Here is a 17,199-nt window from a genome sequence, read left to right as displayed (position 1 = left end):
AAGGGGCGCCCCCGAGTTCGGAGGATCGTCGCAACGTTCCCGGGGGACGCCCAAACGGTCGAGCCTAGGTGTTGGGGATGCCTAACCGAGCAGCCAGTACCACCAGTGCGCCTTCTCCCGTTTACGCAGGAGGGCGTCTACCCCCCAGACATGCCCGGCGCCCAAGGACGCCACCAGGAAGAAGGCGAACATCTGGATGAGCTGGACTTCGAACCAGCCGTTGGTTGGCGGCATGTCGGCCGTGTAGAAGCTGAACATCATGAGCGTGCCGACCAGGGCCGAGACGCGTGTGAGCAGGCCCAGTACCATGCCGATGCCGACGGCCGCCGCCCCTAAGACGATGAGCCATAGCACGAACTCGTTGCCCCACAGCGCCGTGTAGATGTCGCCCATCGGCCCCTTGACCACGCCCGGCAGCAGGGCGCCGGCGTTCAGCCAAGCGTCCCAGCCGCCGCGGGCCAGGTTGTAGGCCACTTGCAGCATGCTGAGGCCGAGCACCACGCGCATGGCGAAGAGGGCGAACTCGCCGGTCGACAGGCGCGCGCTGCGCCCGAAGGCCTCCTCGGGCCACTCGCTTGGCGGGGTGTTGAGGCGCCCCTTGTCGCGGGTCGCCGGCACACCCTTGGGTGCCGCCGCTTGCGCTCCGTGGTCGGAGACTGCCACCTCTTACCTCTTCTCGATCGTCATCAACGAGCTGTAACCGCCCTCGCGGTCCTGCCCGATCGGTTCCCAGACGACGCTGTTACCCGCGTCATCGGTGACCGTGATGGTGTACTGCAGCGTCCCGGTGGGGTAAACGGGCGGGATGACCCAGGCGCCGACGAAGAGGTAGATTTGGGGTGGATCCTTGGGGTGCAGGCCGTATTCCATGTCGAACGAAGTGCCGTCCTCGAGCTTGGCGGTGACCTTGATGCCCCTGGCCACGACCTCTTCGGGCGTGAGCTTCTCGCCCGTCGCGGCGTCGTAGACCACCGCGCGCCACACGACCTGCTCACCGGTCTTGAAGACGGGCGTGAGGACGCACGTCGGTCCGACAGGGTTCTTGGCGCCGCGAACGACGTCGGCGTTAACGACGTAGGCGGGCCCCTGCGCGAACGCCGCTGCTGAGAGGGCGAACGCGAGAAGGACGGTCAAGCTAGCTAGTGTCTTACGCATGAGGTGGTGCTCCTATATCCGATGACTATTGAGCGACCGTGGACGGAATTGCCACGTGCCATTCTGTTCAGACGTGCTCTCGGGGCGACAGGGACAACCGTACCGGGGCACGGCGCCCCGCCCAGGGTGCACCAGAATAGGTCCACGCGCGAAGAGTAGCACGACGGTGGTCATGCACTACTTCGCGTGATACGTGAGCGACCTGCGCGCGAAGTATGGGAAGCGTAAGCGCTTATGGTCTTGAGGAACATGATTTCACGGTGCGGGCCAAATCAGGCGGCCCGTCAGCCTCCGACGTCGATCCGGAGTGACGGGCCGCCTGCTTGCGGGTGGTGGAGGCGGCGGGAGTCGAACCCGCGTCCGAAACCCCCTACAGTGGGCGTCTACGCGTGTAGCCGTTGATCGATTGTCGGCGCGCGGCTGGCTCATCGGCGGGCACTGCCGAGCGCTTAGACGTCAGAAGTCTCGCCTTCGGGTCAACGTCCGAACCCTACGGCCAGCCCACTTTAGGACGTTCGGTCCGGCGAGCCGTGGGCGGGGCTTCCGGGGAACGCTAACCGCGGTTAAGCAGCTAGAGCGTAGTTATCGTTGCCAGTTAATGGCGTTGCAGCTTGTTGACGCGGCCAGCTGCACCCGCGACGCGCAGCCTCACCTTCGAAGGGCCCCGTCGAAGCCGTGTCGCCCCCACGAGAACCACACCACCGGTGCGGCTAGAACTCCTGAGCCAGCCCTACGCCGGCCAGCTCGACGCCAGTATACTGGCGCATGGCCCATGCCGTCAGTATGCGGGGCATCACGAAGCGCTTCCCGCTGGTGATAGCCAACCAGGACGTCGATTTCACGGTGGACTGGGGCGAGGTGCACGCGCTCGTCGGCGAGAACGGCGCCGGCAAGAGCACGCTCATGAAGATCCTCTACGGCATGCAGCAACCCGATGCCGGCACGATCCAGGTGAACGACAAGTCCGTCGTCATCCGCTCGGCGCGCGAGGCCATTGCCCTCGGCATCGGCATGGTGCATCAGCACTTCATGCTCGTCGAGCCACTCACGGTGGCGGAGAACATCGTGCTGGGTTCCGAGCCGCGCGTGGGCCCCGTGCTCGACATGCGTACCGCCACCCGCCGTACCGAGGAGCTCATCGAGGAGTTCGGGTTCGACATCGCTCCGGACAACCGAATCGAGGACCTGCCCGTAGGGCTGCAGCAGCAGGTCGAGATCTTGAAGGCGCTGTACCGCCAGGCGCGCATCCTGATTCTCGACGAGCCGACGGCCGTGCTCACTCCCCAGGAGACGGTCGGTCTCTTCCGCTTCCTGCGAGACTTCGCGTCCAAGGGCCACGCGGCCGTGTTCATCAGCCACAAGCTCGACGAGGTGGTCGAGATCTGCGACCGCATGAGCGTCATGCGTGACGGAGCCATGATCGGCACGGTGGAACGCGCCAACACCGACCAGCGCCGCCTGGCCAACATGATGGTCGGCCGCGACGTGCTCCTGCGCGTCAAGAAGGGCCCCGCCGACCCCGGCACCGTCGCGCTGGAGGTGCGGAACCTGGTGCTCAAGCACGTCACCAAGCCGCGCAACGTCTTGGACGACGTCAGCTTCGAGTTGAGGCACGGCGAGATCCTGGGGATCGCGGGTGTCGAGGGGAACGGGCAGTCGGAGCTGGTCGAGGTCATCACCGGCCTGCGCCTCGCCGACTCCGGCACCGTGCTCGCCCGGTCGCGGCAGGACCCCGCGCTGCAGGACATCACCGAACACGACGTGCGGCAACGTCACGAGCTCGGTATCAGCCACGTTCCCGAGGACCGCACGGGCCGCGGCCTGGTGATGCCGTTCTCGGCCTCTCTCAACTCGATCCTGGGTGATCATTACCTGGCCCCCTACACGGGCGCGGTGGGCCTGCTGCGCGCGGGCGTCATAGAAGATCACGCGCGCAAGCTGATCAAGGACTACGACGTCAGGCCAACGGACCCGAACATCACCGTCAGCCATTACTCCGGGGGTAACGCGCAGAAGCTCATCGTGGCGCGGGAGCTGGAGCGCGGCCCGAGCGTCCTCGTCATGGCGCAACCCACGCGCGGTGTAGACATCGGCGCCATCGAGTTCATCCACCAGCAGATCGTCGCCGCGCGCGACGCGGGCCTGCCGGTCCTGCTCGTCTCCGCCGACCTCAACGAGATCATGAGCCTTTCGGACCGCATCATCGTCATGTACGAGGGCCGCGTGATGGGCGAGATGAGCCAGGCCGAGGCGACGCCCGAGAAGCTCGGGCTCATGATGGCCGGCTCGCTGGAGCAGGCGGGCACCGCGGCCCCGGGCGTCAATCGTCCTGGAGGAAGCGCCTGAGCTGCGCCGCAAGCTGCGGGTACTCGATGAGGAACGCGTCGTGACCGTGCGGTGAGGAGATGGTGGCGTAACGCGCGGCGGGCAGGTGCTCCACGAGGGCCTTGGCCTCGGCCTCCGGGTACAAGACGTCTGAGTCGATACCCAGGACCAACGCGGGCATGGTCATCTTGTTCAACACCTGGCGCAGCGTTCCCCGGCCCTCGGCCAGGTCGTAATCGTCCATGGCGCGAGTGAGGCTCAAGTAGGTGTTGGCGTCGAAGCGCTCCACGAGCTTCACGCCCTGATAGGCGAGGTACGACGCGATCTGGAACGAAGCGTCGAGGGCGTCGTTGGCACCGCGCAAGGCGGCGGTGGGGCCGTGCGAGTCTGCGCTGGCGCCGTGCGAGCCTGATGTGGCGCCGCGCGGGCTGTCCTTGGGGTTGCGCACGCCTCGATCGGAGCCGCGCACGTCGCCGTTCACCCGCTCACGTCCGAACTTCTGCTCCAGGGAGTCATACGAACGGTACGTGAGCATGGCGATGGCGCGGGCCAGCCCGAGGCCCGTCTCGGGTTGACGCTCGAGCGCGTACCGGCCCCCCTGCCACGCCGGGTCGGCGGTGATGGCGCGCCGTGCCACCTCGTTCAGGCCGATGGCCCAGGCGGAGTGACGCGCGCCGATGGCGATGGGCACGATGCCGCGCACCATCTCGGGGTGGCCGGCCGCCCACTCGAGGACCTGCATGCCGCCCATGCTGCCGCCGATGACGGCCCTCAGGCTGGTGACGCCGAGTTGGACGAGGAGCCGGTGCTGCACCTCCACCATGTCGCGGATCGTGTAGCTGGGGAAGTCGGGGCCGTAGGGGTGGCCCGTGTCGGGGTCGAGGCTGCTCGGCCCGGTGGTGCCGTAGCAGCCGCCGAGCACGTTGCTGCATATGACGAAGAAGCGCCGCGTGTCCACCGGCTTGCCGGGGCCGATGAGTGGGTCCCACCAGCCCGGCACGTCCTCCCGGTCGGTGACGCCGGCGGCGTGCGCCGAGCCCGTGAGCGCGTGGGCGATGAGGACGGCGTTGCTGCCGTCCTCGTTCAGTTCGCCGTAGGTCTCGAAGGCCACGGCCACCCGCTCGAGCCGGCCGCCGCGCTGCAGGTTCAGCGGTCGCTCGGGGGTGGCCACGTCCGCCAGGCGCGGCCGAACCTGCCCCACGCTCCCCTGTTTGCCCGTGCTCGCGCGGGCGATGAGGGCGGCATGATCGCCCCACGTCTCGTGGACGAGGACTGGGCGCTCGGGGCGCTCGTGGCTCACGGGCCTAATGCGGCTGCCGCTATCAGTCGGCCGCGACGCCGGCGCGCTCGCCTCTGGCTGCCGCCAGCGCCTGGGAGAAGTCCTCGATGAGGTCATCGATGTGCTCCAGTCCTGGGGTCACGCGGATGCGGCCCGGGGCCACTCCCGCGGCGATGAGCCCTGCCTCGTCGAGCTGCGAGTGGGTGGTGCTGGCGGGGTGGGTGACGGAGGTCTTGGCGTCACCCAGGTTGACGAGGCGCGAGGCCAGCTTGACGGCGTCGAGGAAGGCCTTCCCAGCCTCGGTGCCGCCCTCGATGTCGAAGGTGAAGAACGCACCGGCGCCCTTGGGGAACTCGGCGCGGGCGCGCTCGTAGCTCGGGTGGCCCGGGAGCTCGGGGTAGTTGACGCTCTCAACCTCGGGTTGCTTCAGGAACCACTGCACGAGCTTGCGCGTGTTCTCGATGTGCTTGTCGGCGCGCAGGCTGAGCGTCTCGAGCCCCTGCAGGAGAAGGAACGCGTTCTGGGGGGCGAGGGCCTGGCCCTGGTCGCGGAGGCCCTCCACGCGGGCGCGGATGGCGAAGGCGATGTTGCCGAACTGCGAGCCCTTGCCGAACACTTCTGAGAAGACGAGCCCGTGGTAGCTGGGGCTGGGCTCCGAGAAGCCGGGGTAGCGGCCATTGCCCCAGTCGAAAGAACCCATGTCGACGATCAGGCCGCCCAGTGCCGTGCCGTGGCCGTTGATCCACTTGGTGGCAGAGTGGATGACGATGTCGGCGCCGTGGTCGCCCGGACGGTAGAGGTAGCCGCCGATGCCGCCCGTGTTGTCGACCACCACCGCCACGCCGCGGTCATGGGCCAGCTGGGCGATCGACCGGATGTCGGGCAGGCGCAGGCTGGGGTTCGGGATGGTCTCGAGGTAGACGGCCTTGGTGTTCTCGTCTATCAGGCGGTCGTAGTCGGCCAGGTCGTCGTCGCCGCCCACGAAGCGCCCCTCGATGCCCAGGCGCGGTAGCGAGACGCTCAGCATGTTCTTGGTGCCCCCGTAGACGTTGGGCGACGCCACGATGTTGTCGCCCGTCTCGGCCAGCATCGTGAAGGTAAGGAACTCGGCGGCGTGCCCGCTAGCGGTCGCAAGCGCCGCGACTCCCCCCTCGAGGGCCGCGATGCGCTTCTCCAGCACGTCGTTGGTCGGGTTCATGATGCGGGTGTAAATGTTGCCGAACTCCTGCAGCGCGAAGAGCCGCCCGGCGTGATCTGCGCTGTCGAAGTTGTAGGCGGTCGTCTGGTAGATGGGGACGGCGCGAGACTTGGTGGTGCCCTCCACCGTCTCTTGCCCGGCGTGGATCTGCAGCGTTTCGAAGCGGTAGGCCATTTGGGTGGTGCTCCTGTTCAAGGTCCGCGGTCAGCGCGGTGGGAACGAAGGTCTTGGGGTGCTCCCGAGCGAGTCGGATCGCTGGCGCTTGTGTGCATGCGCATGGGTGCTCGTGAGCGGGTGCCCCTCAAAGTTGCTTGTGAGCGGGTGCACTAGCATGCGTGCTCGTGCACAACCGTACTAGCGCGTTGCTCGTGCGTTAGTGGAGCCGGCGGGTCCGCGTCTACCGGCCACCCGCGGGCGCCATGCAGCCGAACCGCCCGCCCCACCAGCCGTAGGGGCGGAGCGCCTCGGCTTCGCGGCCAGAGCCGCCTAGAACATTCGTTGAGGTGAAGGGGTGTTGCCCGGGCGCCTCAAGCGGTGCGCGTGTAGTTGCAAGTGGTGCATGCCGGCCCTCCTCGATGACCGTTCCGGCTTCGGCGCTGGGCCCGAGATCGTCTCGTTGGCACGCGCCTGTTCCTTCGGGTCGTAAAGATGAGGCTCTTCGCCCCTATCTGTCCGGTCGCTCACCATCGTGGCTGTGCTTCCGGCTGGAGTTAGCACCCGCCTGAATGAAGGCTGGTTGCTGCGGCGTCGTCGGGCCAGGTCCCTCGGCCGCTCTCGATAAGGCCACCCAACGTCCTGCTCGGTGGCGGCACCGCTCGCGTGGGCGCCTGGCCCGGCGCGAACGATTCGGCAGTAGAACATGCGGCCGGGCGAGAGCGCAAGGCCACCCCCGGTACGAATTAGTTTCGAGTTGACACGGGCCATGCGTGGCGCGGCCGCCCAGAACGTCAGAGTTACCGACACCCAACCGACAGCTACGGCACTCAGTCGACCGGCGACACCCAGGTGAGCTCCGCGGGGAGGCTCCTCACCGTCTGGAACTTGCCGACGACCGTGCCGCCCTGTTCCTCGAACGTGTAGCTGATGAGGTTCCAACCCTTCGAGGCACGCACGTCGTAAGTCACGTTCAGGCCGTCCGCGCTCTCGCAGCTGCCGGAGATCGTGAGAGGTTCGTAGGAGTAGAGGTAATAGCCGAGCGCGTCGCCGGGCTTCACGTCGTGCTTATCCACCGCGAGGCGGTCGAGAAGGTCCTTCGAGGAGGCCAGCATCGCCACGACGGGCGTGGAGGTCGTGTCGAACGCCATGAGGGTGTTGACGAGGATGTGCAGCGCGCTACTCGGTTCCATGCGGAGGTCCTGACCGCCGCTCTGGCATACGTTCTTGGCCTCGATGGGGTGAAGCACGTCGCCGCGCAGTTGCGCGGGCAGGTCGAACTTGAAGCTGCCGTCTGCTAGAACCTCGCCGAACGCGACGGCGCCGCTGGGGCTCATGTTGAAATATCCGGCCCAGGCCACGACGGTGCCCGACTTGCCCGTCGGGTTGATGATGGTCCCGCTCAGGGTCACCGGACGCTGCGCCGCGGCCGCCCCGAGCAGGCCGAGGCATGCCACCAGGGCGAGAACCTGGCGCCGCTTGCGCCCTCGAGCCTTGCCTTCGAATCGCACTTTAAAGCCTCCTGGGGCCGACCGTAAACGCGGTCAACCGAGTCTGAGTATATGTGGGCGCCCCCGCACGCGAGCGGGTCATTGGTCCTATGCTTACCGGCGTGTCGACCGACGTTGTTTACCCGATGCTCGACCTGAAGAGCGAGGTCGAGGAGATCTGGAGCGAGCTGCAACCCACCGTCGAGCGCGTGCTGCGCACCGGCCACTTCATCGGGGGCCCGGAGGTGGAAGGGTTCGAGCGCGAGGCGGCCGGGTACCTGGGCGCGCGCCACGCCCTGGGCCTGAACTCCGGCACCGACGCACTGGTCCTGGGCCTCGAGGCGTTGGGCGTGGGCGCGGCGGACGAAGTGGTCACCACGCCCTTCAGCTTCTTCGCCACCAGCGAGGCCATCTTGCGGTTGGGCGCAACCCCGGTGTTCGTCGACGTGGCCGAGGAGACGCTCAACCTCGACCCCGAACTCCTCGAGCGGGCCCTGACGCCGCGCACCAAGGCCGTCCTCCCCGTCCACATCTTCGGCCTCCCGGCCGACGTTTCGGCCATCGTGGCCATCGCCGATGCTCACCACATCCCGGTCCTGGAGGACTGCGCGCAGGCGTTCGGCGCCAAGCTGGGGGGCAGGCGCGTGGGTACCTTCGGCGCCCTGGGCGCCTTCAGCTTCTACCCCACCAAGAACCTCGGGGCCTACGGCGACGGTGGCTTGATCACCACGGACGACGACGCACTCGCGAGCAAGCTGCGGAGCCTGCGCAGCCACGGCTCGAGCCCACAGAACAAGTACTTGCACGAGGGGCTGGGTCACAACTCGCGGCTCGACGCCCTACAGGCCGCCGTGCTGCGGATCAAGCTGGAAAAGCTGGATGCATGGAACGCCCGCCGCCAGGAACGGGCCGGTACCTACCGCGCCGCGTTGGCCGGGCTGCCTGTGGGCCCCGACGGGCTCACGCTGCCGCCCGAGCGGCCCGAGCACCGCTACCACCAGTTCACGCTGCGCCTGCCTCCTGCCAGGCGCGAGGCCTTCGAGTCGGGCCTGCGGGCGCGGGGCGTGGCGTTCAGCCGTTTCTACCCGGCGCCGCTCACGCGCCAGCCCGCCGGCGCTCACTTCGGTGAGGCGCCGGTGGCCGAACGCGCTTGCGAGCGGGTGATCAGCGTGCCCATCCACCCGTGGCTGCCGGACGAGGCCATCGGGCTCGTGGCGGAGGCGGCCAGGGCAGCGTTCTAGAGCGGCGCGCCTCCTGAGGTAGGAGGCGCGCCGTGCGACTACTTGACCTCGAAGGCGATCTGGAAGGCAGGGATCTCCTCCACCGGGTGGTCCTGGTAGTTGAGCATGGGTAGTTGCAGGTAAGTGGCGTTGGCGGTTGCCGTGTTGGGCGGCGCGCCCGGACCGGCCAGGTCGCCCTGGTAGATGGCCGGGTAGAGGCTGATGAAGTGCGTGCCCGAGCGGGCCGGGGCCTTGAGGTTGATGGTGACGGTGCCCTTGCTATTGAAGCCGCAGCCGTAACCGATGTAGCCGTTGTCGAGCAGCAGCGTGAAGATGTTGGCCGTCTCGGTCCAACCCACGCCCTTGATGGTGACCGTGATGTCGCCCCCGGGTTCGACCGGAGCCGTCGGTGCGGCGGCGATGCTGGCGGTGATGGTGTAGACCAAGTCGGCGCTGACGTCGCCGCTGGTGGCGGTGATGGTGTGTGAGCCGCCCAAGTCGTCGGGGGTCGTCAAGGAGTACTCAAAGGCGCCCTTACTATCTGCGGTCACGGTGCCGAGGGGCAACTGGGTCTCGTCCCAGCCCTTGCCGCTCAGGCGGTTGCCGCGTACGGCGCTGAAACTCAGGTCTATCGCCGCGCCCGCGGGGAAACCGACGCCGGAGAGCTTGACCGGGCTGCCAACCGTGCCGCTAAGGAAGTCGGCCATAAGCGCGGCGCCCGTGTCGCGCGCCTGGGTGCCCGGCTGCCTGGGCAATTCTTGCTCGCCGAAGGAGGGCCAGGCCACTGCCGGACCGTCAGTGACCTCGAAAAGGGCTCCCATCACCGTGGGCACCTGCGGGAGGTAGATGGGCGCTTGTTGCTGGTTGAGGTAGGGCACTGGGTGGGTGCCGGAAAGCACCTGGAGCGAATGAAGGCCGACGGGGCCGGTGGCCGGGATGATCGCCGTGGCGGTGCCCTTGGTGGTGATGGCCGAGATCCAGCCGCTATGCGCGCCATCGTAGAGGAGGTGCCACACCAACTCCCAGAAGCGGTAGCCGACCCCCGTGAGCGTCACGGTGATCGGGGTTCCAGGGGGTCCGGACGTGGGCGAGATGCTGAGGCTCGGAACCACCACGAAGCCCTGCCTGGCGGCTTCGTCCCCGCCCTGCGAGACGAACACGTTGTGCATGTAGCCGTAGTCCTCGGGCACGGTGAAGGTAAGGGTTGCGTTGCCCTGCGCATCGGCCGCCAACTGGCCGAGGGTGGAGCGGGTCTCCTCCGCCGTGACTCCGTAGAACTCGCCGTCGGCCGCGTTCCAGGCGGCGTCAGCGCTAGCCCACACGAGGTCGTAGGCCTGCCCCGGCCGGAGGCCTGAGGCCGTGGCCGTGACCGAGGTGCCCACCGACCCCGAAGCAGGCGAGAAGCTCAGCTTGCCATCCTGTGCGAAGGCCATACCGGTTACGGCCAGCACTGCGGCCGCCAGTAAGGTTCTACTTCGGAAGCTGAGCGTAGTTGTCATCGGCCGAGCCCGGCTTCGCCCTTTGAGCTGCGACCAAGGTGGTGTCGACTGCACTGGCCGAGTTCCCCCATTGGCTGCGAACGTAGGTGAGGATGGCGGCGATCTCGTCGTCCTTGAAGACGTGCTCCCAAGCCGGCATGACGCCGTCGTAGTCCACACCCTCGACCGTGATCTTGCCCTGCAAGCCGTACAGCACGATACGCGTGATCAACGTCGGATCGTCGGCCGTGATGATCGGGTTGCCTGCGAGGGGCGGGAAGGAACCGGGGATGCCGACACCGGTGGCCTGGTGGCAGGCAGCGCAGTTGGAATCAAATAGCTTCTTGCCGTCGGCGGCGGGGGCCGCGTCGGCGGTGGTAGTGGCGGGTGGAGTGGAAGCCGCGCCGGCCGGAGCAGCGGGCGCACCGGACGGGGCGGGTGTCGCACCGGCCGAAGCCGGTGCGACGATGTTTAGGCCCCCAAGGCCAACGGTGTGGCCCATGGGTTGATAGCTAGCGGTGTTGCCAGCGGCGTCCTCCACCACTACGGACCACTGGTAACTGCCGGTGGCGTAGTCGACTGGAATCTGCCAAGCCGCGGCGTAGTACACCTCTTGTTGCGGCGCGCCAGGCGGGTGTGGACCGTAGTGCAGCTCGACCTTAACGCCACTGTCCAGTTCGCCGTAGACCTTGATGCCCTTGGCGTCGATATCAGCCTGGGTTATCAGCTCGCCGGTGTCGGCGTCGTACACGTACGCGAGCCACACGATCTCCTCGCCCTGCACGAAGACCGAGTTGGCCACGCAGACCGCGCCCATTGCCCCTACCGCGCCCCTCACGACGTTCGCCTGAACGAAGTAAGCGGGCTTGGCCGAGGCACCGGCGAAGACGAGCATCAAGCCTAGAGGAACGAGGACCCTGAAGGCCCATCGACCTACTCTACTCATACGTTTCCCCTTCCCGAAGTCACGGCCTCGGAAGTCGCCGTGCGGCGCGAGGAGCCCGCCCGACGCAAGCAGCAGCTTGCGGGCCCCTTGTCACCAGACACACCTGAACTCCGTGGTCCATGCTTCGCCAGAACTCTAGGGCCCGACGAGCACGGGGCGCAGTGACGCGACACATATGCCTCGCCCTTTCACGTTGCGCATCCGCGACTCACTGGCCCATCGACTCGGCAATACGGTTCAAGGGTGTGCGTAGGCGTGTAACGTTCGGTAAATGCTGGACGCCTACCGCACCCCCGACAGGCTGAAGGCCCGCATCGCGCTCTACGAGCGTTATCCGAGCCGCCAGGAGGACTTCCACCGCTGGCTGTTCTCCCACGCGCCGGCAGTGGGGGACGCCCGCGTGCTGGAGGTGGGCGCCGGGACGTCGCGGCTCTGGAGCACCAACGCGGACCGCGTGCCGCCGGGTTGGCGTTTGACCCTGACCGACATCTCGGAGGGGATGGTGGAGGCCAGCAAGCGTGCGGCAGCCGAGGCAGGGTTGAGCGCCCGGGTGCTTCGGGCCGACGTCCAGGACCTGCCGTTCGGTACCGCCGCCTTCGACATGGCTTTCGCGAACCACATGCTCTATCACGTCCCCGACCTGGCACGGGGCGTGGCGGAGCTGCGCCGGGTGCTGGCACCGGGCAGCACGCTGTTCGCCGCCACGAACGGTGAGCAACACCTGGCCGGCCTGAAGGAGCTTGCGGGTCCGCTCGCGGGCGTGGTGGATGTGCAACCAAGCGCACCGCTGAAGTTCACGCTCGAGAGCGGGGCCGAGCAACTAGGCGAGCAGTTCGACCGCGTGAGCGTGCTGAGGCGCGAGGAGGAGCTGCTGGTCGACGACGAGGCCGTCGTGCTCGGTTACCTCCGCTCTCTGGTCTACCTGCCAGAAACGCCCAGCGCGGCCGTCCTGAAAAGCCTTGCCGAGTGGGAGGAAGGCGTGCGCCGGCGCTTGGCCGGGGGGCCGTTGCGGGTGAGGGTCAGCAGCGGTTTCTTCATGGCGCGGTGAGGGTCGCCCGGTCGGGGGCCTACTCAGGGTTAGCATCGTCGGCATGGCAGACTCGCTGAGCAGCGCCGAACTCAACGCCGTCAAGGACCTCCTCGTGCCCCTCGCTCTGAAGGTCGGGAGTTGGGCGCGGCACGAGCAGTTGCAGCATTTCAGGGGCCACGCCGATTTAGGGATTAGCACCAAGACCTCCCCGGGTGACGTGGTCACGCGCGTGGACGTGGAGGCGCAGAGGCGCATAGCCGAGGAGCTCCGGGCCGCCTACCCGGCGTTCGGCTTGCTGGGCGAGGAGGGCCTGACCGACTTCGACGACACCGACCCCGTCTGGGTCATCGACCCGATCGACGGAACCCACAACTTCGTGCGCAACTACCCCGGCTTCTGCGTGTCGATCGGCTTGGTGCAAGCGGGCGAGAGCGTGGTGGGAGCCATCTACGATTCCGCCTCGGGAGGCGTCTACTGGGCCGTCAAGGGCGGCGGCGCCTGGCTTGGCGACGAGCGCCTGAGGCTCGCGGAGGACCCACCTCTCTCGCACTCGCTGCTCACCACGAACTTCACCGAGTCGGTGCGAGACCACGCGGCGCAGCAGCAGTTCTTCGCTCGCCTTGCGGGCGCCTCCGCAGGGGTTCGCGCCAGCGGTTCGGCGGCGCGCGATTTCTGCTTCGTGGCCGACGGCCGCGTTGACTTCTTCTGGCAGTTCGGGTTGAAGGCCTGGGACGTGGCAGCGGGCGCCGTGATCGTCCGCGAGGCCGGTGGGAGCTTCGAGATCTGGGGCGGGGGCGAGGACTGGTTGCGGGCGCCGCAGTTGAACGTGGCAGCAGGCGCGCCGCGGGTGACCGGCGAGGCCCGTGAGCTCGCCGCCGGGTTCGGGCTCCTGGACCGCTGGGCCCGCCCGTGACCCGATAGGCAAGCGCGCGGTTCGCCCGTCCTCCTCGGCGCCCATGTCGGACTACGCGCCCCCGATAGGCAAGCGCACGGTCGACCCTGCGCAGGACACTCCGGCCCCTTGGACGCCGCGGACCCAAGACCGGTTGGCCGTTGCGGAGCCACCTGTATACAATCGTCTGAGGGGTTCTGGGGCGAGCCGGGAGGGCATTACGCAGTGGCGAGCGGGAGCGCGGCGAAGGCCGTCGGTCGTGGCAGTGCAGTAGGGCGAGCGCCTAAGTGGGTGAGAAGGTTCGTGGGCAACCGCGCAGCCGTAGCTGGGCTGATCGGTGTGCTCCTGGTGCTGTTCGTCAGCATCTTCGCGCCGCTACTCGCCCCTCACGATCCTGCCAAGCAGTACTTCGACGGGCTGACGCTCGAAGGCTTCCCGCTGCCGCCCGAGAGGCCGTTCTGGTTCGGGACGGACCTACTCGGGCGCGACCTCCTCTCGCGCGTCATCTACGGGGCCCGCATCAGCCTCATCGTGGGCGTGGCGGCCAACGGCGTAGCGGTACTGATCGGCCTGATGGTCGGGGTCGCCGCCGGCTACTTCCGGGGCGTCCCGGAGACCGTGCTCATGCGGATAACCGACGTCATGACGGCCTTCCCCGCGCTCATCCTCGCCATCGCGCTCGCCGCCATCCTCCGCCCCAGCCTGTGGATCGTGGCGTTGGTCATCGCGCTGGTGAACTGGGTATGGATCGCGCGGGCCGTGTACGCGCAGGTCCTGTCGATAGGCCGTCGCGAGTTCGTCGAGGCGGCCGGCGCCCTGGGCGTGGGCACCTTCCGCACGCTCGTGAAGCACATCCTGCCGCACCTCGTCTCCACCCTCATGGTGTTCGGCACCTTGGGCATCAGCACCACGGTGCTGCTGGAGGCCAGCCTCTCGTTCCTGGGAGTCGGCGTGCAGCCCCCCACGCCGTCGTGGGGCGGCATCATCAACGAGAGCCAGTCATACTTCCTCAACGCCCCATGGCTGGTCGTGTTCCCCGGCGTGTCCATCCTCATCACCAGCCTCTCCTTCAACCTCCTGGGCGAGGGCCTGCGCGACGCGCTCGACCTGTCGGAGCGCCGATGATCTGGTACCTCGCTCAGCGACTGCTGCAAGCCGTGGGCGTCATGTTGGGCGTCACCGTGATCACGTTCCTGCTCGTGTTCCTGCTGCCGGCCGACCCGGCCCGCATGATCGCGGGGCGCAGCGCCACCCCCGCGACCGTGGCGAGCATCCGCTCCGAACTGGGCCTCGACCGGCCGCTCCCGGTGCAGTACGTGAGCTACGTCAAGGGTCTCGTGACCGGCAAGATGGGGCGGTCTTACGCCCAGAAGGCAGAGGTCACGCGCCTCATCAGGGCCAGGCTGCTGCCCACGGTGCAACTGGCCCTAGCGGGAATAGTCTTCGAGCTCCTCATCGGACTCCCGGCCGGCATCATGGCCGCCCTCAAGCGCGGCACGGGCGTCGACCAGACCGTCATGGCGCTGGCCTTCGTGGGCGTCTCGGCGCCCCAGTTCGTGGTGGGGCTCCTTCTCATCTACTTCCTCAGCTACCTGCTGCCCATCTTCCCCCTGGGCGGCTACGGCACGCCGCTGCACGTCATCCTGCCCGCGATAACGGTGGGGTTGGCAGGCGGCGGCTGGTACGCGCGAGTCACCCGCAGCGCCATGATCGAGGTACTGCGGCAGGACTACGTGCGCACGGCCCGCGCCAAGGGCGTGTTCCCCACCAAGGTGGTCTTCAAGCACGTCCTCAAGAACGCCGTCCTGCCCGTGGTGGCCCTGGTGGGGCTCGACATCGGCGTGTTCATGGGCGGCATCGTCATCGTCGAGAGCGTCTTCGGATGGCCAGGCATCGGCCAGATGATCTGGCAGGCCATCCAGCTGGTGGACATCCCCGTCATCATGGGTGGCGTCATCGTCACCGCCCTCTTCGTGGTGGTCGGCAACCTGCTGGCCGACCTCGTCTACCCGGCCCTGGACCCCAGGATCCGGTACTCCTAAGCGGACACCTCGCGCCCGCAAGCCCTCAGGGGCCAGGGCGCGAGTGCCGGAAACCTGCGCCACCGGCGCGAAAGGAAGATAACAATGGACACCGAGACCAGCAACCAGACGGGCAGGGGCAGCGCCACCAACCCGCCGCGGGCAGCCTGGCTGGGCCGCGCCTTGGCCGCCCTCGTGGTACTGACCTTCGGCACCGCCATGGCACAGCAGGGCGGCAGCGCCGTCGTGTCGTTCCAAGACGACGTGAGCACCCTGGACCCGGCGATCGGCTACGACTGGCAGAACTGGTCGATCATCAAGTCGATCTTCGACGGCCTGATGGACTACGTGCCGGGAACCACCGAGCTCGTCCCGCACCTCGCCGAGAGTTACACCGTGAGCGACGACGGCCTCACCTACACCTTCGCGTTGCGCGACGACGTGAAGTTCCACAACGGCCGCCCCCTTGTGGCGCAAGACGTCAAGTACAGCCTCGAGCGCACGCTCGACCCCGCCACGCAGAGCCCCGGTCAAGGCTTCTACTTCACCATCGCAGGGGCGCAGGAGTTCGTGGACGGTAAGGCCGACGGGGTGAGCGGCATCGAGGTCGTCGATGAGCACACCGTCAAGTTCACGACCACCGAACCCGACGCCTCGTTCCTCCACAAGCTCGGCCTGAACTTCGCGCACATCGTCCCGCGAGAGGCCGTCGAGGCCGCCAACGGCGACTTCGGCCACCAGCCGGTGGGCACCGGCGGCTTCAAGCTCAAGGAGTGGGTGCTCGGCCAGCGCATCGTGCTCGAGCGCAACCCCGACTACTTCGAGGCAGGCCTGCCGTACCTGGACGAGCTGACCTTCCAGGTGGGCGTGGACCCGAACGTGGCGTTCCTCCGGCTGCAGCGCGGCGAGGTTGACATCCTGGGCGACGGCATCCCGAGCGCCCGCTACACCGAGGTCATGGCGGACCCGACCTGGAGCAAGCAGGTCGCGGTGGGCGAGCAGATGCAGACGGGTTACGTGACCATCAACGTCCAGATGGAGCCCTTCACCGACGTGCGCGTGCGCCAGGCCCTCAACATGGCGATAAACAAGGACCGCATCGTGCGGATAATCAACAACCGCGCCGTGCCCGCCACGCAGATCCTGCCGCCGCTCTTCGAGAGCTACGCCGCCGACTACGCCGGCTACCCCTACGACGTTGCCGCCGCCAAGGCCCTGCTCGCCGACGCCGGTTACCCCAACGGCTTCGACACCGTGCTGTACGCCTACAACGTGGCGCCCAACGACCGCATCGCCCAGGCCATCCAGGCCGACCTGGCCGAGATCGGCGTGCGCGCCGAACTCCGCACCCAGGCCCAGAGCACCGTGATCGAGGCCGGCGGCGCCGGCGAGGCGCCATTGCTCTGGTCCGGCGGCATGGCGTGGATCGCCGACTACCCCGACCCCAACAACTTCTACTGGCCCATCCTCGCCTGCGCCTCCAACATCCCTGGTGGCTGGAACTGGTCCAAGTACTGCAACGAAGGCATCGAGGCGCGGGCCGCGTACGCCGACACCCTCGCCCGCACCGACCAGCACGCAGAACGCGTGGAGGCCTGGCGCTCCATCTTCGTCGACATCATGGCCGACGCGCCGTGGATCCCTGTCTTCCACGAGCTGCAGGTGAGCATGCACTCGACCAACGTCACGGGCCCGAAGGAGATCTTCGTGGACCCCATGCACATCCCCGTGCACTACGAGATGGTTCGTAGGGCCGAGTAAGTCCGAGCACGGTGAGGGATGCCCTCCAACGATACGGCGCGCGAGGGCAAAGCCTCGCGCGCCGCGTCTACGTGAGCATGCAGATTCCGCCTGAACCGGGGCTTCCGGGTGGGCAGGCGGCACTGGATTATGTGCGCCCGTGCAGTTTCCACCCTCCCTGGGTCCTGGAGTGGTTCCGGCATAGGTGGGTCCTGCGCGCACACGCAGATGTAACCGGGCGCACCGTCTAGTATGTGCTCACGCCTGCGTGC

The 17,199-nt window shown here is 67.7% G+C and carries 14 protein-coding genes, 1 other RNA gene and 1 riboswitch; of the genes, 7 read left to right on the top strand and 8 right to left on the bottom strand.

What is annotated here, in order from left to right:
- Positions 1 to 81: 81 nt before the first annotated feature.
- The 3 genes from ROY82_05455 to ssrA all read right to left on the bottom strand — a co-directional run bounded on the left by ROY82_05455 (position 82) and on the right by ssrA (position 1,841).
- Positions 82 to 663, bottom strand: coding sequence for a DoxX family protein (locus ROY82_05455; protein ID MDT3681912.1), 582 nt, complete (start codon positions 661 to 663; stop codon positions 82 to 84).
- A gap of 3 nt (positions 664 to 666) precedes the next feature.
- Positions 667 to 1,134: a hypothetical protein gene (locus ROY82_05450; protein ID MDT3681911.1), complete on the bottom strand. Its 468-nt coding sequence runs from the start codon at positions 1,132 to 1,134 to the stop codon at positions 667 to 669.
- A 351-nt stretch (positions 1,135 to 1,485) separates the two neighbouring features.
- Positions 1,486 to 1,841, bottom strand: a transfer-messenger RNA (tmRNA) gene (gene ssrA, locus ROY82_05445).
- A gap of 79 nt (positions 1,842 to 1,920) precedes the next feature.
- Between ssrA and ROY82_05440 the strand changes: the two genes are divergently transcribed.
- Entirely contained in the window at positions 1,921 to 3,501 is a 1,581-nt protein-coding gene (locus ROY82_05440) for an ABC transporter ATP-binding protein (GenBank protein MDT3681910.1), read from the top strand.
- On the opposite strand, the gene metX is transcribed toward ROY82_05440, so the two are convergent.
- The 3 genes from metX to ROY82_05425 all read right to left on the bottom strand — a co-directional run bounded on the left by metX (position 3,476) and on the right by ROY82_05425 (position 7,621).
- Positions 3,476 to 4,780, bottom strand: a complete 1,305-nt coding sequence (gene metX / locus ROY82_05435; protein ID MDT3681909.1) for a homoserine O-acetyltransferase — start codon at positions 4,778 to 4,780, stop codon at positions 3,476 to 3,478. The genes ROY82_05440 and metX overlap by 26 nt on opposite strands.
- A gap of 22 nt (positions 4,781 to 4,802) precedes the next feature.
- Positions 4,803 to 6,131, bottom strand: a complete 1,329-nt coding sequence (locus ROY82_05430) for an aminotransferase class V-fold PLP-dependent enzyme (protein MDT3681908.1) — start codon at positions 6,129 to 6,131, stop codon at positions 4,803 to 4,805.
- A gap of 487 nt (positions 6,132 to 6,618) precedes the next feature.
- Positions 6,619 to 6,741, bottom strand: a riboswitch (SAM riboswitch).
- Between the two features lie 199 nt (positions 6,742 to 6,940).
- Positions 6,941 to 7,621 (bottom strand): hypothetical protein, encoded by a 681-nt coding sequence (locus ROY82_05425; protein ID MDT3681907.1) that lies wholly within the window; start codon positions 7,619 to 7,621, stop codon positions 6,941 to 6,943.
- Positions 7,622 to 7,722: 101 nt separating this feature from the next.
- On the opposite strand from ROY82_05425, the gene ROY82_05420 reads away from it, so the two are divergent.
- Entirely contained in the window at positions 7,723 to 8,841 is a 1,119-nt protein-coding gene (locus ROY82_05420) for a DegT/DnrJ/EryC1/StrS family aminotransferase (protein ID MDT3681906.1), read from the top strand.
- Between the two features lie 38 nt (positions 8,842 to 8,879).
- Here the strand turns inward: ROY82_05420 and ROY82_05415 are convergent, their stop codons facing one another.
- Both ROY82_05415 and ROY82_05410 read right to left on the bottom strand, forming a co-directional pair.
- Positions 8,880 to 10,271 carry a hypothetical protein gene (locus tag ROY82_05415; protein MDT3681905.1) on the bottom strand — a complete coding sequence of 464 codons (1,392 nt, stop codon included), beginning with the start codon at positions 10,269 to 10,271 and terminating at the stop codon, positions 8,880 to 8,882.
- Between the two features lie 19 nt (positions 10,272 to 10,290).
- The gene (locus ROY82_05410) at positions 10,291 to 11,193 is read right to left on the bottom strand and encodes a c-type cytochrome (GenBank protein ID MDT3681904.1); all 903 of its coding nucleotides are present in this window, start codon (positions 11,191 to 11,193) and stop codon (positions 10,291 to 10,293) included.
- Positions 11,194 to 11,515: 322 nt separating this feature from the next.
- On the opposite strand from ROY82_05410, the gene ROY82_05405 reads away from it, so the two are divergent.
- The 5 genes from ROY82_05405 to ROY82_05385 all read left to right on the top strand — a co-directional run bounded on the left by ROY82_05405 (position 11,516) and on the right by ROY82_05385 (position 16,948).
- Complete coding sequence (locus ROY82_05405; GenBank protein MDT3681903.1) at positions 11,516 to 12,292, top strand: class I SAM-dependent methyltransferase; 777 nt, start codon at positions 11,516 to 11,518, stop codon at positions 12,290 to 12,292.
- Positions 12,293 to 12,335: 43 nt separating this feature from the next.
- The gene (locus ROY82_05400; GenBank protein MDT3681902.1) at positions 12,336 to 13,187 is read left to right on the top strand and encodes an inositol monophosphatase family protein; all 852 of its coding nucleotides are present in this window, start codon (positions 12,336 to 12,338) and stop codon (positions 13,185 to 13,187) included.
- Between the two features lie 282 nt (positions 13,188 to 13,469).
- Complete coding sequence (locus tag ROY82_05395; GenBank protein ID MDT3681901.1) at positions 13,470 to 14,291, top strand: ABC transporter permease; 822 nt, start codon at positions 13,470 to 13,472, stop codon at positions 14,289 to 14,291.
- Positions 14,288 to 15,208 (top strand): ABC transporter permease, encoded by a 921-nt coding sequence (locus ROY82_05390; protein ID MDT3681900.1) that lies wholly within the window; start codon positions 14,288 to 14,290, stop codon positions 15,206 to 15,208. The genes ROY82_05395 and ROY82_05390 overlap by 4 nt, the downstream gene beginning before the upstream one ends.
- Before the next feature lie 84 nt (positions 15,209 to 15,292).
- Complete coding sequence (locus ROY82_05385) at positions 15,293 to 16,948, top strand: ABC transporter substrate-binding protein (protein ID MDT3681899.1); 1,656 nt, start codon at positions 15,293 to 15,295, stop codon at positions 16,946 to 16,948.
- Positions 16,949 to 17,199 lie beyond the last annotated feature (251 nt).

The sequence above is a fragment of the Truepera sp. genome (assembly GCA_032027045.1).
Classification (GTDB): domain Bacteria; phylum Deinococcota; class Deinococci; order Deinococcales; family Trueperaceae; genus JAAYYF01.
The sequence above is the reverse complement of the archived record's forward strand: the minus strand, read 5'-3'. Positions and strand labels throughout refer to the sequence as shown.